This is a genomic window from Acinetobacter sp. TGL-Y2 (assembly GCF_001612555.1).
In the GTDB taxonomy this organism is placed as follows: domain Bacteria; phylum Pseudomonadota; class Gammaproteobacteria; order Pseudomonadales; family Moraxellaceae; genus Acinetobacter.
Genome location: NZ_CP015110.1, coordinates 797,286 through 813,393 on the forward strand (window position 1 = coordinate 797,286; position 16,108 = coordinate 813,393).

A 16,108-nucleotide genomic window follows, 5' to 3' on the forward strand; every position below is an offset into this window, starting at 1 on the left:
AATTTAAAAAGTATACGCAGGAGTAATTTTTTATTACGAAATCCATTCATTTTAGCAGTAAAATTGGCATTAATAACTTAAGTAATGGCTTTCTCATTCACATCCTCCATTTGTTGAATTTTAATGTGTAGTCGCCTTGTAGCATCTGCCTTGAAATCGTTATGTGGTGTCCTTGACCAAGTCTCATGTCTATTTAGGAAGATGTGATGTCAGAAATACGTAACACAAAGCCGTCTACAGAAGACGAGTCAAAAGCGATAGCACCTCAAGAGCAAGCACCTCAAGAAAATGCATCAGAAGCAGAACATGCTGCGAAGATGAAAAGTAAACGGAAAAAAGCACTCAGTATTGTCGCTATTTTGGTTTTCATTGCATTGGTCGTTTACCTGATTTGGTCATTTATTTTTAGTCATACCGTCAGTACGGAAAATGCCTATGTGGGTGCTGAAAGTGCCGAAATTACCTCCATGGTCAGTGGTCAGGTTGCCGAAGTCCTTGTGTCAGATACTCAAGCTGTCAAAAAAGGAGATGTACTGGCACGGATAGATTCCAGTGATGCCGAAATTGCTTTGGCACAGGCAGAAGCAGAATTGGCTAAAGCTAGACGGCAGTATTCACAAAGCAGCGCCAATACCAATTCTTTAAACTCTCAAGTTATGGTGAGTAGTGAAGACATTCGCAGTGCCAAAGCGCAAGTTGCTCAATCACAGGTAGACTTTGAGCGTGCTCAAGATGAATTGGCTCGTCGTACGCAATTGGGTGCATCAGGTGCAATTTCCAAAGAGGAGTTAACAACGTCACAACGTACCTTACAAACAGCTAAGGCACATTTAGATGTAATGAAGGCTGGGCTTGCACAGGCAGAATCTAAACGTAAAGCTGCACAAAGTAACTTAGAAGCCAGTGAAGCTTTAATTAAAGGAACAAATCAATCCACTACGCCAGATGTGTTGGTGGCTCAAGCACGTGTAGATCAAGCACGTTTAGATTTACAACGAACTGAAATTAGAGCGCCTTTAGATGGAGTGGTTGCACGCCGTAGTGTACAAGTGGGTCAACGTATTGCATCAGGTGCATCTTTAATGCGAGTGGTGCCACTCAGTCAACTTTATGTAGATGCAAACTTTAAAGAAAGCCAATTGGCAGATGTAAAAGTCGGGCAGAAAGTCGGTTTAACCTCCGATTTATACGGTAAAAAAGTTGAATATACAGGCACAGTGATTGGCTTCTCAGGCGGAACTGGTGCTGCATTCGCTTTAATTCCTGCTCAAAATGCCACAGGCAACTGGATTAAAGTCGTTCAACGTTTGCCTGTGCGTATTCGACTTGATCCGAAGCAATTGGCTGAGCATCCGCTTCGGGTGGGTTTGTCAATGGAAGCCACAATCGATATCTCATCGAAGTAATTTCGTATGAATAACACAGCATTGTACGGTGACCTCAAAGGCGCTAAGTTGGCTTTGGCCGCCTTTGTTTTGGCATTGGCAAATTTTATGGTCGTACTCGATATGACCATTGCCAATGTATCTGTTCCACATATTACAGGCAGTTTGGCTGTTTCAAGTTCGCAAGGAACTTGGGTTATTACCTCTTATGCGGTCGCTGAAGCGATTTGTGTACCACTGACAGGGTGGCTTGCAGGTCGCTTTGGTGCAGTTCGAGTTTTTAGTATTAGCTTATTAGGCTTTACTATATTTTCCATCCTATGTGGGCTGTCGAATAGTTTAGCGATGTTGGTGATTTGTCGCATTGGACAGGGCATATTCGGGGGGCCGATTATGCCACTCAGCCAAATGCTTCTCATGCGTATTTTCCCTCCTGAAAAGCAATCTCAAGCCATGGGAATGTGGGCAATGACCACGGTGGTTGGCCCGATTTTAGGTCCAATTCTTGGAGGGACAATCAGTGATAATCTGTCATGGCATTGGATTTTCTTTATCAATATTCCAGTCGGATTACTTTGTGCTTATGGTGCAATGCGATTGCTCAAATCAGCTGAGACACCTATTTCTAAATTGAAAATCGACACCATAGGTTTGGCATTACTGATTTTATGGATTGGCGCACTACAATTGATGCTTGATCTGGGTCATGAACATGATTGGTTCAACAGTGGTCTAATCACATCATTGGCTATAATTACCCTGATTGGCTTTGTCGTGTTTATGATTTGGGAACTGACCGAAAAACATCCTGTCGTAAATATCAAAATTTTTAGATATCGTGGGTTTAGTATAGCGACCTTGGCGCTAGCACTTGGTTTTGGCGCATTTTTTGGAAGTATTGTTTTGATTCCCCAATGGTTACAAATCAATTTGGGTTATACCGCATCTTGGGCGGGTTATTTAACGGCGACCATGGGCTTTGGTAGTTTGTTGATGTCACCGATTGTGGCGAAGATCGCGACCAAATATGATCAGCGCGCCTTAGCCTGTTTTGGACTACTACTGTTGGGTGGTGTGACATTAATGCGGTCATTCTGGGTTACAGATGCGGACTTTATGGCATTGGCACTTCCACAAATTATTCAGGGGTTCGCTGTACCATTTTTCTTTATCCCACTCACCAATATCGCTTTAGCTTCTGTAAAAACAGAGGAATTGGCTTCTGCAGCAGGCTTGATGAACTTTTGTCGAACCATGGCAGGGGCAATTGGAGCATCGATTGCAGTCACCATTTGGGATGATCACGCCAAAATCGCTCGTAGCGAAATGGTGTCTAATTTACATATTGAAGAAACTCAGCGAAATATGAGCCAAGCTGGTTATAGCCCAGAAAGTATTTTAGGCGTCATTTCGAATCTGGTCGATAAAGAGTCGCTGACATTATCGGTCAATCATGTGTTTTTGATTCTCTCTATGGTCTTTATCTTTGCAGGATTAATCATTTGGTTATGTCCTAAACCTAAAGGCAACGTTGGTGGAGGTCATGCGCATTAGTTTTGACTTGATGAGATAAAGTATTAAAGTCTGTTTATCAATTAAAAAGCACCTTTGTTAGGTGCTTTTTATATTTTGGATGATTCTTTTGAATATTTACTTTGGTAAAATCTTAAACTCTGAAATTAAGATTTCGCTCGATTTAATGCATCATTCCAAAGCTTGAGATGATACTGTCTTTGATCTTCACTCATTTGCGGCTCAAAAGCACATTCGAGTTTCCAAGAGTCCGAAATTTCGCTTAAATCATTAAATACACCTGCCTTTAATCCCGCCATTGCCGCGGCACCCCATGCAGTCGATTCAAACATTTTAGGACGTAATACCGGCACATTTAAAATGTCGGCTTGAAATTGCATCATCATATCGTTTTGGCTGGCACCCCCATCGACGCGTAGCTCTTTCAGGGGATGACCAATATCCGACTGCATGGCAGTTAAAACATCGGACACTTGAAAAGCAATGGATTCGAGAGCAGCACGTGCAATATGCGCTTTATGTGTGCCTCGAGACATTCCGCACAGTAGCGCGCGGGCATCGCTATCCCAGTGCGGTGCACCCAATCCAGTAAAAGCGGGAACCAGCACCACACCTTCAGTTTGTGTGACTGTACATGCCAGTTGTTCAACGTCATCACTGTGCTGAATAATGCCCAAACCATCTCGCAGCCATTGCACGATTGCACCCGCCATAAATACACTGCCTTCAAGTGCATAGGTCGGTTTGTTGTGACATTGCCAAGCCAAGGTTGAAAGCAGTTGATTTTGACTCGCTTTAATTTCTTGACCTGTATTGAACAGCATGAAACAACCCGTACCATAGGTATTCTTGGCGGTACCGACTTCAAAACAAGACTGCCCAAATAGGGCAGATTGCTGATCACCTAAAACACCTGTGATCGGAATTTCAGCACCCAATAAACCTTTAGCGGTATTGGCGATATAGGCATCTGAGGCAACGATCTTCGGTAAGAGTGATTTTGGAATGTTGAATAACGCTAAAAGTTCTTCGTCCCATTGCTGAGTTTGGAGTTCCATGAGCATAGTGCGTGAGGCATTGCTCATTTCAATGACGTGCTCAGCACCTTGAGTTAGGTTCCAAATCAGCCAGCTGTCAATTGTACCAAAAGCCACATGACCTTGTTCTGCCTGTTCACGGAGTCCATCTACATGCTTAAGCAACCAAACCAATTTTCCAGCACTAAAATAAGGGTCAATGCGAAGCCCGGTTTTTTGGCTGACCTTATGTTCATGTTGGTTTTGAATCAGCTGATTACACCATTCACTGGCTCTACGGTCTTGCCAGACAATCGCAGGGGCAAGCGGATGTCCTGTTCGTTTGTCCCACACTACGGTGGTTTCACGCTGATTGGTCAGTCCTATGGCTTTGATATCTTTGGCCATCAATCGGGCAGATGCGATGGCTTGCTGCACCACGGCAATTTGAGTGCTCCAAATGTCTTGCGCGTTTTGTTCTACCCAACCTGACTGTGGGGTATGAATTTGGATTTCTCTTTGAGCACTGGCATGAACCTTTCCATGTTCATCAAAGATGATCGCACGACTAGACGTTGTTCCTTGATCGAGTGCAAGTAAATAGCTCATCTTCTACGGTTTTTAGCTTCGAAAGCACAATATTAGCCTAATCTTGCACTACGACCCAGAGCGATATGCAAAAATTGAGAATTTTCCTGCCAAAACTGAATAAATGTGCTATGATTCGTTTGTACTTTGGGGATGTTCTTGGCTTCGACGCTGGTGATGAAACTCATAGATGCATGCCGAGAGCGCATTTTCTCTCGTAAATCAAATTTGCATTTTTTAGTCGCAAACGACGAATCATACGCTCTAGCTGCCTAAGGGCAGCTTGTCCTTTTCTCTGAATACTTGTGGTTAGAGAGAACGACTGAAGCGCACGCACACAAGACCGTATAAAGCTAAGCCTCGGGGCTTTATATTAAATCTAGAGGATCGCCAGAGCATCCTGTTCGTCGGGTCGCAAAGGGTTAAACTAATAGACGATATCTAAGCATGTAGTATTCTCGAGCGTAATGCTTGCGGACGCGGGTTCGACTCCCGCCATCTCCACCAAAATTATACGGAAAAGCGCTAACCTCATCGGTTGGCGCTTTTTTTCGCCTAATATAAGATGATTAAACGGACAAAATAATGACGCAAGTTCAGCTTCAACAACTGCAAAAACAACTGTGGAATATTGCCAATACGTTGCGTGGAAAAATGGGGGCTGATGAGTTTCGAGATTATATTTTAGGACTCATTTTCTATAAGTATTTATCTGAAAAAGTCATGACCAGTGCCAATCAAGAATTAGAAGGCGAAGGCATTGTTTTTAGTGACTTAGATAGAGCAAACAAAATTCACCAAGAATATTTAGATGCTGTAAAACAAGAAAGTTTGCAAAATATTGGCTTCTTTTTAGAACCGAAACAGTTATTTCACAGTATTGCGCTTCGAGCGAAAGCAGAAGAATTTATCTTAGATGATTTGATCGAAATCTTAAAAGCGATTGAAAGCAGTACGCAGGATGCTGACTCTGCGGAAGACTTTGCACATTTATTTGAAGACATGGATCTTACCTCGACCAAGTTGGGCAATAAAGTCAGTGATCGGAATGAACTCATCTCCAAAGTGATTATTCATTTGGACGAGATTGATTTTGATCTTGCAAATACTGAATCCGATGTTCTAGGTGATGCCTATGAGTATTTGATTGGTGAATTTGCTTCAGGTGCAGGCAAGAAAGCCGGTGAGTTTTATACACCACAAATGGTGTCGACTTTACTGGCTCGTATCGTGACACTGGGTAAAATGCGTTTGCGTAGTGTCTATGATCCAACCTGTGGTTCAGGTTCATTATTGCTTCGTGTCAAACGTGAAGTAGGTGATGAGGTCGATGCGATTTATGGTCAGGAAATGAACCGCACCACCTACAACTTGGCACGTATGAACATGATTTTGCATGATGTGCATTTTTCTAAGTTCGATATTAAGCAAGAAGATACACTGATTCGTCCGCAACATATCGGCTTGAAGTTTGATGCGATTGTGGCAAATCCACCATTTTCTGCAAAATGGTCAGCCGATCCGTTGCTCATGAATGATCCTCGTTTTAAGTCCTATGGCAAGCTTGCACCAAGTTCTAAGGCGGATATGGCATTTGTTCAGCATATGCTGTATCACTTGGATGAATCGGGCACTTTAGCGATTGTTTTACCGCACGGGGTGTTGTTCCGTGGTTCGAGTGAAGGTGTAATTCGTCAGCATTTGATTGAAAAGTTAAATGTGGTGGATACGATTATTGGTTTACCTGCCAATATTTTCTATGGCACGTCTATTCCAACTTGTGTTTTGGTACTTAAGAAAAACCGTGAGCATAAAGACAATATTTTGTTTATTGATGCCAGTAATGAGTTTGAGAAACAGAAGAATCAAAACAAGTTATTGCCAAAGCATTTGGACAATATTGTGGCTGCTTTTGAAAACCGTCAGGATATTGAAAAATACGCCAAAGTTGCGTCATTGGATGAAGTGAAAGCCAATGATTACAACTTAAATATTCCTCGTTATGTTGATACCTTTGAAGCGGAAGATGAGATTGATTTAGATGTGATTGCGAAACAGCTTCAAGCGTTGGAAGTGGAAAGCCAAAAAACCGATGCGGTGATTGCCGATTTTTGTAAAGAATTAGGTATTGATTCACCATTTGCGGAGGTGAAGTAATGGCTTCGCCTCAGTTACGTTTTAAAGAGTTTGATGGGGATTGGGCTAATTTAAAGTATAAAGATGTATTAAACATCAAATACGGCAAAGATCATAAAAGCCTATCAGATGGTGAGATACCTGTTTATGGAACAGGTGGAATCATGCGTTATGTAGATAAATTTTTATACGAAGGCGAAAGTATTTTAATTGGTCGTAAAGGAACAATTGATCAACCAAAATATGTAAATGAAAAATTTTGGACTGTAGATACTCTTTTTTATACAGAGATAAAAGAAAATTCAGTTCCATTTTTTTTATTTCAACATGCACTTCAAGTGAATTGGCTAGGTTTAAATGAAGCAACTGGTGTGCCGAGTTTAAATACAACTTCGATTAATAATGTTGATATATCACTTCCATCCAAAGAAGAACAAACCAAAATCGCTTCTTTTCTTTCCGCTGTGGATGAAAAGATTAGCCAACTAACCCAAAAACACAAACTGCTCAGCCAATATAAACAAGGCATGATGCAAAAGTTGTTTAGTCAGCAGATTCGTTTCAAAGCGGATGATGGGAGTGAGTTTGGGGAGTGGGAAGAAATTGCTCTAGGCAAGATTAAAGGAGTTTCTATAGCTTCAGGGAAATCCTCACATGAAAAATTAGAATCCGCTAAATATTATAGCTGGATTTAAATTTTAAGCTACATTGCCTTCAAGCCTAAATCGAGCGCTTCTTCTATGTTTTTGTCAAAACGGACAGCGATACTTTTAACTTTGGATTTTAGCACTGACCATGCTTTTTCAATTGGATTTAAATCTGGACTGTAAGCAGGCAAGTACATGATTCTACAGTTAAAGTCTTTGGCTAGTTTTTTGATATCTCCGTTCTTATGAATCGAAGCGTTATCTAGAATCAGCAGATGTCTTTTGGTCTTATCTTGATTATCTTTGGTTAAATTTTCAAGTAGATATCTCAACCATCCCGTGAACATTGCTCGATCGCATGAACCTTGAAAAATCAAAGGGTAAAGGAACTGATACGCTGAATTAGACCTCACAGCACTGATGATACTTAATCTTTTACCATGACCACCCAATTTTAAAGCAGCGCAACGACTGCCTAGTTTAGACCAACCATATTGCGCTGTATCTGTGGTGTTTATCCCAGACTCATCAATATAAAGAATCTGATCTTCCCCAAACTCCTCTTTCCATTGCGGAAGAAACCAGTTGAATACAGCCCTTGTTATTTTGTCGGCTTGCTTATAGAGAAAACTCTTTTTTTACGTGTCCAACCAAGTCTATGAATGGCTTTTAACAGGGTTGAGTAAAGGATTGGATACCCAAACTTTTGTTCAAATAAAGGGATGAGATCTTTCACTTGAGAAAATTCAGTAGTTTCAATAAAGTGTTTGAAAGCATCCATATCCTTGATTTTAGTGGGTCGACCTGCATTGATTTTAGGCTGTTTCAATTCTCCAGTGGTGTTTTGAAGAAGAATCCAATCATCCAAAGTGGTTCTAGATATTTTAAAGGTTTTACATGTATATGATTTGTGATTATTTTCTTCATAAAACTGCATGACTTTTTCACGTAAATCCACTGAATATACTTTAGGCATGATCTTGAACAAATTAATTTTTTATCATTGTATCCCAAAATAAGATTGCAGCTATATTATTATGGTTCGACTGGAGTAATTGGATATTCAAATGAATATGATTACCGAGGAACTAAAATTTTAATAGCACGTGTTGGACACAATGCTGGATATATTTATATGGCAAGTGGTCAATATAACGTATCTGATAATACGCTGATTTTAGAATTGCCCTCAAATTTAAATTATATTTTTATTAGAGCTCTCTTGGAAAAATATCAATTAAATAAATTAGTTTTTGGGACAGGTCAGCCATTGATTACAGGTGGTTTATTAAAGAAAATAGTAATTCAAGTACCTTGCTTAGAAGAACAAACCAAAATAGCTAATTTCTTATCGAGCATTGACCAAAAAATTGAAGTCGTAGCACAGCAAATTCAACAAGCCAAGCAATGGAAAAAAGGCTTGTTACAGCAGATGTTTGTTTAACCCCCAACCCCCTTAAAAAGGGGGCTTTTCTCATTCACAGATTTTATATCGTTAAAACTTCAAATTTGGATTTAAAAAACTTTTTTGCTTATAAGTGAATTGATGTGAAGTCTCCCCTTTAAAAGGGGAGATTTAGAGGGGTATGATTGCTTGAAAAAGGGAGAGCTTTTGATTAAGGGAGTTCGAATAAAAACAATGCAAAAAATATTTAACAAAACTGAATATAAAGAACGCCGTCAAACCTTAGGTTCAGATATGACTGAACCTGAACAACGGTTATGGTCAATTTTAAAAAATAAGCAAATGGGTGTGAAATTTCGCCGACAGCATGGCATAGGTCACTATATTGTTGATTTTTATAGTTCTGAAATTAAACTGGTTATCGAAGTTGATGGAGAAAGTCATGGTACTGAGGAAGCACAAGCCTATGATCAAATTCGAGAAAACGATATGGTGAATTTAGGGTTATATACGCTCAGATTTTCAAATCAAGAGGTGATGCAAAATTTACAAGGCGTCTTTGACTGTCTTCAACGGTATATTAATGACCCACAAAATTAAAATTTCGTCATGATATGCGGGGCGACTAGGTAGGATATGTTGAACTGCCTCAAGCGCTAAAAAAGTAAATTTAAAATAAGCGCTTGATCTGTGTCATAAAACACCTAAAATTGAATGAATATGGGACTTTATAATGATTTTAATTTAGAGCAGATTGATGTCGACGCAAAAAGAATTACAACTTGAAGAAGAACTGATTTCGCAGCTTGTACAATTAGGCTATGAACGAATCACTTTACGTAAAGAAGACACCTTACTCGATAACTTAAAACAGCAGATTCAACGTTTTAATCAGATTGAAACACCATTTTCAAATGAAGAATGGAAACAAATTTGGTATTACCTCAGCAAAGAAATAACAGTCTTTAAAAAAGCTGAACTATTACGTGATCGTTGTCCTGTCAGTTTTGATGATGGAACCGTTAAACATCTACGATTTATTAGTGAACATGCAGAAGATAATTTCTTTCAAGTGTCCAATCAGATTATTGCCGATCATCGTGACTTAGATGGCAGAACCAGTCGTTTTGATGTGACTTTACTCATCAATGGCTTTCCATTGGTTCAAATGGAAGTCAAAAAACGTGGCGTAGCCATTAGCCAAGCATTTAAACAAACCTTGGACTACACCAAAGCCGCTTATAAAGCAGGGCAAGGGCTGTTTGGATTTATTCAGTATTTTGTGATCAGTAATGGTGTGAACTGCCGTTATTACTCAAATGGAACCCAAGACATTGAGTTCGCTTTTCCTTGGGCGAGTCAAAACAACAAAGCCATTAATGATATTAATGAATTTACGCAAACTTTTTTGAATCCACATCACACCATCAAAATGCTGACACAATATATGGTGATGCACCAAACTACACAAAGTTTGATGACCTTACGTCCATATCAAATCTACGCCGTAGAAAACATGATTCAGCATGTACAAACATCAGATGAACATGCCTATATATGGCATACCACAGGTTCAGGTAAGACATTAACGTCCTTTAAAGCCAGTCAACTACTGATTAAACAACCCGATATTGAACGTGTGATTTTTGTGGTGGATCGCAAAGACTTAGATGGTCAAACGGCTGAAGAATTTAATAAGTTTCGAAAGAATTCCGTCGATAGCACCAAAAATACAGCCAATCTGGTTAAACAACTCACTGCGAAAGACAATCGCTTGGTGGTCACCACCATTCAAAAGCTGAACAATGCGATTTCTAAAGATCGTTATGTAGAGCAGATGGGGGAACTTAAAGACAAAAAAGTGATCTTCATCTTTGATGAATGTCATCGCAGTCAATTTGGAACGACCCATCAAAATATTCGTCGTTTCTTTAAACAAGCGCAAATGTTTGGATTTACGGGCACCCCTATTTTTGATAAAAATAGCTATAAAGACAGTGGTATCGAGCTGACCACGGACAAACTTTTCCCCCATTTACTGCATCAGTATGTGATCGTCAATGCAATTAACGATCATAACGTATTGCCTTTCAATATTGATTATCTAGGAAGATTTGTTCATAAAGATTCAACAGACGTCGAAGAAAAGATTAAAGGGATCGATACCAAAGAGCTATTTGAAAATGAAGCTCGAATAGAAAAAATTGTTCGCGAAATATTAAAAGTTCATCCAATTAAAACCAAGCATCGTGACTTCAACGCGATGTTTTGTGTTTCATCTGTAGCCGCACTGATTAAATATGTAGATACATTTAAGAAAGTGCAAAATGAACTGCAACAACAGGCGGAGCAAAATAACGATATTTATCAGCCGCTCAAAATTACCACTATATTTTCATATGCTAAAGAAAAAGCCAACACAGAAGATGAATCCTCAAGCTCAGGAATTGCAGACGAGTCTGTAGATACGCCAGAACAAGTGGATGATTTAGCCGCAGCTAAAATGGGCAAATATTTGAGCGAATATAATGAACAGTATGGAACGAGTTTTAATTTAACGGATGGCTTTTACGATTATTACGGTGATATCAGTCAGCGATTTAAAGGCTATGCATCCAAAGAATACCAAGCTCAAAGTATCGATTTATTAATCGTTGTGAATATGTTTCTGACAGGTTTTGATGCGAAGCATTTAAATACATTGTATGTAGACAAAAATTTAAAATATCACGGTTTAATACAAGCCTATTCGAGAACAAACCGAGTGCTCTCTGAGCTTAAACCATTTGGTAATATTGTCTGTTTTAGAAATTTAAAACAGGCGACTGACGAAGCCTTAATTTTATTTTCAGATGAAAATGCAAAAAGCGTAGTGATTGTTGAAGCCTTTGATCAAGCATTGGCTCAATATGAAACGGCTGTGAACACTTTATTGACGATTACACCAACTTGCCAATCTGTAGATGAACTATTCGGTGAAAGTCAAAAAGCGTCCTTTGTGATGGCATTTAAAGAGGTGATGAAACTCAACAATAGATTGGGGCATTATACGGAGTACGATCAAGATCAGACCTCATTAAATCGACAAACATTTAATGACTATTCATCTAAATATAAAGATTTGGCAAGACACTATGCATTGTCTCAAAGCGTTGATAACAAAAACCAGTCTGTGCTTGATGAGGTAGATTTTCAATTAGAGCTTTTATTTAGTGATCGTGTTGATGTCGACTATATTATAAGCTTAATTTCACTGATTGTTAAAACTCAAAATACTGAGAGAAGGGAGCAGCATATTGCTCAACTTAACTCTATTTTAGACTCAAATGTTCATTTATATGACAAGAGAGATTTGATTGAAAAATTTATTCAGCAACAAATCCCAAAAATGCTGAACGGACAATCAGTACAAGACGCATTTAAATCGTTTTGGGATGTAGAAAAACAACAAGCATACGATATCTTTTGTCGTGATGAACATTTAAAGAAAATAGAGTTTAATAAAGTAGCAACGAATTTTGAGTTCACAGAACGCTTGCCATACACCCATGAAATTAAAGAATTACCTATTGAAAAGCCACCTTTATTAAAACGGCAACGTTACTATGCAGAATTACAGGTTAAGACCAGTCATTTACTGAATCGATTTCAATTAAATTTTTAAATTAATTTTTGTTATAGTTCTGCCTGATTTGATCTGTAGTCTGCGTTTAAAGGAAGCAAAAATATTGCGTGCTAATAAGGGCTATGATTTAGGGGTAGTGTCTAAATATGACGTGTTAACCACTTATCTTTCATGTCTTGATTGTATTTTAATAAAAACATATGCAAGACAGCTTCATGATTTTCTTTCTTCTTCGAAAAGCTTAAAGTTTTCCGTGTAAAACGCCCTAAGCGATTTCTTAATGTGGCATTGAACCGCTCAACATGGTTCGTTAAACCTGTATGTTTACCTACAGAGCGATGGGTACCAGGATCAAACACCTCAGCATAACTTGACCAATAATCACTACATGTTGCTAAATTAAAGTAGCTTGAGGGAATACGGCAACGTAAATCTGTACATGTTTTATCATTGCGCTGACCACATACATAAGCGACGACCTGACGTGTACGACAGCATAGTGCAATCCAACTCCAAACCTTATGACGACGAGCTTTTACAAAGCTCCAAAGTTCATCCAGTTCTAGAACATCTGTTGGATGAGCATCAAGTAATTCGTCACTCAATTTCCTGTTGTTTACTTTTTTTTATCCATCCCATGAGCGTTTGAGGTGCAACACCAAATAGACGCTGCATGCCTCTTAAACTGCCTCGTTCAAGATAAGTATTGATGATGAGTTCTTTTTGCTCTTCGGTATATTTGATTTTAGGTTTGAGCACACTTGATCGACCGCAATCTTTACATCTGAACTGCGCATTCCCGCTTTTATTGTGTCCATTCTTATAAATATTTGCTGATTGGCAACGGGTACATAAGTAGCTTATCGTTTCTATGATCATGTTTAAGGTCTATTACTCAGGTATTTTTAAGTCTATTCTAGATTGAACCACGTTAATTTTGCACACTACCGATTTAGGATTCTTAGAAAATGATATAGGCAAGAATACAAAAATCTTTAGCTTACCTAGTTGAAGTAAATTGATTCGAGTTTATGCAATCAAAGATGCTATTTTTAGTTGGGAATCCTGAAAATAGAGAGCAACAAAGGCAACAAGGGCAACACCCTTATAGATAAAGGCTTTGAACGTGTTGCCCAAGCTAAAAAAAAGAGGTAACAGTCTGAAAGATAGATATATCAAGTATGTTGCCTGTATTGCCCATGTTGCCCATCAAAAATAGGCATTCTGAGAAAAATCAGGAGATTTATAACCCTGCCAAACGTGAACAAAGTCATTTTAATGGGTGTATTAGGTCGTGACCCTGAAATAAAACAATTCCCTAACGGCGGAAGTATTGCCACTTTTAGTATGGCTACCACTGAGCAATGGAAAGACAAGACCATTGGAGAACGTAAAGAGCGTTGAGAGTGGCATAGAATTACTACCAGCAATCGATTAGCTGAGATTGCCAGTAGTAAGTACCTCAAGAAAGGTGGAAAGGTCTATATTGAGGGTTCATTGCGTACAAGGAAGTGGAAAGACCAAAGCGGATCAGATCGGGAACTAACAGAAATCAAAGCCGAAACGTTGCAATTGCTTTGATGCAGTCTAGTTAAGACTTTTAATCTTTATTTTTCCCATCTAAATCAACACATGACCATTAATATATTTATACCATCGACATATTAAGAGCCTCATGTTCGATCTTTTGGATTTTATCGACATATCTATCTGATCATGTTTATTGCATCGACATGATTCCAATCACATGTCGATTTTTATAAAAAATATCGACATGAAGGGCATGTTATGTTTATCCTATCGACATAAACTAAAAGTTATGTCGATTTTTCTTATTGAAATCGACACAAAATGAGATAACAGTAATGAGCCAATGGCAAGCAGATCAACCATATAACGCTTTACCATATCTACCTCCATCACAAGATGTAGAAAATAAAGCTGTATTAAAATTATGTATTGAAGCCAGATCAGCACTAGCTGAATTAAAGCAGGCTGGGGAATTGATACCAAATCAAACGATTCTTATAAATATTATTCCGTTACTAGAAGCAAAAGACAGTTCTGAAATTGAAAACATTGTTACGACTACAGATAAGCTTTTTCAACACGCGCAAGGTAATGATGAACATGCAGACCATGCAACTAAAGAGGCTTTAAGGTATAGAACTGCATTGTATAAAGGGGTTCAATCAATTAAAGAAAGACCACTATGTACAGGTACAACTATTGAGATATGCCAAACAATTAAAGGCGTAGATTTAGGTATTAGAGCAACGACTGGTACAGCATTAAAAAATAGTTATACAGGAGAAATTATTTATACTCCTCCAGCAGGTGAAGATGTAATTCGGACATTATTATCTGATTGGGAAAAATTTATTCATTACAATGAAGAATTAGACCCTTTGGTGAAAATGGCTATAGCTCATTATCAATTCGAAGCAATTCATCCTTTTATTGATGGGAATGGTCGTACAGGAAGAATTTTAAATATTCTCTACCTTATGGATTGTAACTTATTAAGTTTACCTATTCTTTATCTAAGTCGATTCATTATTCAAAATAAATCACAATATTACGAGTTATTACTCAATGTGACCAAAGATGGAGATTGGCGTCCTTGGGTGATGTTTATGCTACAAGCTGTAAAGAACACTAGTGAGTGGACTATATCTAAAATTACAGCTATCAAGAGCTTACATGAACATACTATTGAATATATAAAAACCCATGCAGATAAAATATATACTCGTGAGTTAGTTGATACTATTTTTGAGCAACCTTATAGTCGTATAACCAATCTAGTTGATAAAAATATAGCAAAGCGTCAAGCAGCATCAACATACTTAAAAAAACTTGTGGAAATTGGTGTACTACGTGAGTTACAGCTGGGTAAAGAAAAGCTATTTGTCCATCCTAAGCTCTTAGAGTTGTTACGAGATGATAATAATCAATTCATACGATACGACTAAACAACAGCCTCCTTAATCCCGGGCTTTTTATTGGGTGTGATAGCCATTTCAATAAGTGCCATTTCATCAAGGAAAACTCTGTATTTTGTCTTGCTAGGCTTAGATATACAGTACCTACCAATAAACATGCTGAAAGGCAGTGCTGGTAAGCCATTCACTCACAATTGAAAGTGCTGTTTTGTATAGCTACGTAAAGAAAAATATGCTTAATTCCACATTTAAAATGCTGTATTGATGACAGTGCAATTTTGCGTTCAACCTTAGAACCAATGATTTAGTGAAGTGGGATAATCCCATATCACAAAACGCAATTTTGCGGTTACCTTAGAAAACAATAATTTAACTTATCGTCATAAGTGGCGAAAAGGTCGGGATTCTAAAACCAACCCATAACAATATGATTATGCTGAAAACTGTCAGAAGTGCAGATATGCACTTTTAATTAACTTTATATGCACTTTTAACCTTTAGAATTTAACTTTTAGATTAAAAAATATACTGAAAGTTAACTTGTGGATTAATCTTAAAAACACGAAACTCTTGTAAATAGAGTGATGTAGGTAGAAAGTTAACTTTTAGATGCACTTTTTTGCTGGAAAAAGAATTTTTTTATACGTGTGATGGATGGTGGTCTAGGTTGTTCCAATGTTTTTAACTTTTAATATCCCCCCCTTGCTATTGACCTAACTTGTACGAGTCATGCAAATTATTCTTAAAATGTGTAATGACTTGTCATGGCTAATCGATAAAATGATGAGACTATTCGAAATTTCGTTAAAAGCCGATATGGTTTCTCGT

At 38.2% G+C, this 16,108-nt stretch carries 12 protein-coding genes, 1 other RNA gene and 2 pseudogenes; 10 read left to right on the top strand and 5 right to left on the bottom strand.

Annotation, left to right across the window (positions count from 1 at the left end):
- The first annotated feature begins 206 nt into the window (after positions 1-206).
- Both AMD27_RS03745 and AMD27_RS03750 read left to right on the top strand, forming a co-directional pair.
- Positions 207-1,406 (top strand): HlyD family efflux transporter periplasmic adaptor subunit, encoded by a 1,200-nt coding sequence (locus AMD27_RS03745; RefSeq protein WP_081405915.1) that lies wholly within the window; start codon positions 207-209, stop codon positions 1,404-1,406.
- A 6-nt stretch (positions 1,407-1,412) separates the two neighbouring features.
- Positions 1,413-2,939 carry a DHA2 family efflux MFS transporter permease subunit gene (locus AMD27_RS03750; RefSeq protein WP_067656538.1) on the top strand — a complete coding sequence of 509 codons (1,527 nt, stop codon included), beginning with the start codon at positions 1,413-1,415 and terminating at the stop codon, positions 2,937-2,939.
- A gap of 125 nt (positions 2,940-3,064) precedes the next feature.
- Here AMD27_RS03750 and glpK read toward each other — a convergent pair whose 3' ends face one another.
- Positions 3,065-4,543 (bottom strand): glycerol kinase GlpK, encoded by a 1,479-nt coding sequence (gene glpK / locus AMD27_RS03755; RefSeq protein WP_067656567.1) that lies wholly within the window; start codon positions 4,541-4,543, stop codon positions 3,065-3,067.
- A 128-nt stretch (positions 4,544-4,671) separates the two neighbouring features.
- Here glpK and ssrA point away from each other — a divergent pair.
- The 3 genes and pseudogenes from ssrA to AMD27_RS03770 form a co-directional block, all read left to right on the top strand.
- Positions 4,672-5,029, top strand: a transfer-messenger RNA (tmRNA) gene (gene ssrA, locus AMD27_RS03760).
- A gap of 78 nt (positions 5,030-5,107) precedes the next feature.
- Positions 5,108-6,679, top strand: a complete 1,572-nt coding sequence (locus tag AMD27_RS03765; RefSeq protein ID WP_067656570.1) for a type I restriction-modification system subunit M — start codon at positions 5,108-5,110, stop codon at positions 6,677-6,679.
- Positions 6,679-7,302, top strand: a pseudogene (locus AMD27_RS03770) (restriction endonuclease subunit S); the annotation flags it as partial. The gene AMD27_RS03765 and the pseudogene AMD27_RS03770, both read left to right, overlap by 1 nt.
- Before the next feature lie 59 nt (positions 7,303-7,361).
- Here AMD27_RS03770 and AMD27_RS17965 read toward each other — a convergent pair.
- Together AMD27_RS17965 and AMD27_RS03780 are read right to left on the bottom strand one after the other, a co-directional pair.
- Positions 7,362-7,910 (bottom strand): IS630 family transposase, encoded by a 549-nt coding sequence (locus AMD27_RS17965; RefSeq protein WP_081405901.1) that lies wholly within the window; start codon positions 7,908-7,910, stop codon positions 7,362-7,364.
- Entirely contained in the window at positions 7,907-8,281 is a 375-nt protein-coding gene (locus AMD27_RS03780; RefSeq protein WP_067655598.1) for an IS630 transposase-related protein, read from the bottom strand. Before AMD27_RS03780 ends, AMD27_RS17965 begins: the two co-directional genes overlap by 4 nt.
- Positions 8,282-8,308: 27 nt before the next feature.
- Between AMD27_RS03780 and AMD27_RS19020 the strand changes: the two genes are divergently transcribed.
- The 3 genes from AMD27_RS19020 to AMD27_RS03795 all read left to right on the top strand — a co-directional run bounded on the left by AMD27_RS19020 (position 8,309) and on the right by AMD27_RS03795 (position 12,374).
- Entirely contained in the window at positions 8,309-8,749 is a 441-nt protein-coding gene (locus AMD27_RS19020) for a restriction endonuclease subunit S (protein ID WP_416202802.1), read from the top strand.
- 150 nt (positions 8,750-8,899) lie between these two features.
- The gene (locus AMD27_RS03790) at positions 8,900-9,310 is read left to right on the top strand and encodes an endonuclease domain-containing protein (RefSeq protein WP_228140698.1); all 411 of its coding nucleotides are present in this window, start codon (positions 8,900-8,902) and stop codon (positions 9,308-9,310) included.
- 157 nt (positions 9,311-9,467) lie between these two features.
- A complete protein-coding gene (locus AMD27_RS03795) occupies positions 9,468-12,374 on the top strand; it encodes a type I restriction endonuclease subunit R (RefSeq protein ID WP_067656580.1) in 2,907 nt (968 codons plus the stop codon).
- Positions 12,375-12,475: 101 nt separating this feature from the next.
- Here the strand turns inward: AMD27_RS03795 and AMD27_RS03800 are convergent, their stop codons facing one another.
- Complete coding sequence (locus AMD27_RS03800) at positions 12,476-12,940, bottom strand: IS1 family transposase (protein ID WP_067656583.1); 465 nt, start codon at positions 12,938-12,940, stop codon at positions 12,476-12,478.
- Positions 12,933-13,214 (bottom strand): transposase-like zinc-binding domain-containing protein, encoded by a 282-nt coding sequence (locus tag AMD27_RS03805; RefSeq protein ID WP_067656586.1) that lies wholly within the window; start codon positions 13,212-13,214, stop codon positions 12,933-12,935. Before AMD27_RS03805 ends, AMD27_RS03800 begins: the two co-directional genes overlap by 8 nt.
- Positions 13,215-13,586: 372 nt before the next feature.
- Between AMD27_RS03805 and ssb the strand changes: the two are divergent.
- A pseudogene (ssb, locus tag AMD27_RS03810) lies at positions 13,587-13,913 on the top strand (single-stranded DNA-binding protein); the annotation flags it as partial.
- A gap of 287 nt (positions 13,914-14,200) precedes the next feature.
- On the top strand, positions 14,201-15,310 hold the full coding sequence (fic, locus tag AMD27_RS03815; protein WP_067656589.1) for a protein adenylyltransferase Fic: 1,110 nt from the start codon (positions 14,201-14,203) through the stop codon (positions 15,308-15,310).
- Positions 15,311-16,108: the final 798 nt, after the last annotated feature.

Bases quoted from the DNA above. Each gene is read 5' to 3' on its own strand.
- AMD27_RS03745 (WP_081405915.1), top strand. From the start codon at position 207: ATGTCAGAAATACGTAACACAAAGCCGTCTACAGAAGACGAGTCAAAA.
- AMD27_RS03750 (WP_067656538.1), top strand. From the start codon at position 1,413: ATGAATAACACAGCATTGTACGGTGACCTCAAAGGCGCTAAGTTGGCT.
- glpK (WP_067656567.1), bottom strand. From the start codon at position 4,543: ATGAGCTATTTACTTGCACTCGATCAAGGAACAACGTCTAGTCGTGCG.
- AMD27_RS03765 (WP_067656570.1), top strand. From the start codon at position 5,108: ATGACGCAAGTTCAGCTTCAACAACTGCAAAAACAACTGTGGAATATT.
- AMD27_RS03780 (WP_067655598.1), bottom strand. From the start codon at position 8,281: ATGCCTAAAGTATATTCAGTGGATTTACGTGAAAAAGTCATGCAGTTT.
- AMD27_RS03795 (WP_067656580.1), top strand. From the start codon at position 9,468: ATGTCGACGCAAAAAGAATTACAACTTGAAGAAGAACTGATTTCGCAG.
- AMD27_RS03805 (WP_067656586.1), bottom strand. From the start codon at position 13,214: ATGATCATAGAAACGATAAGCTACTTATGTACCCGTTGCCAATCAGCA.
- fic (WP_067656589.1), top strand. From the start codon at position 14,201: ATGAGCCAATGGCAAGCAGATCAACCATATAACGCTTTACCATATCTA.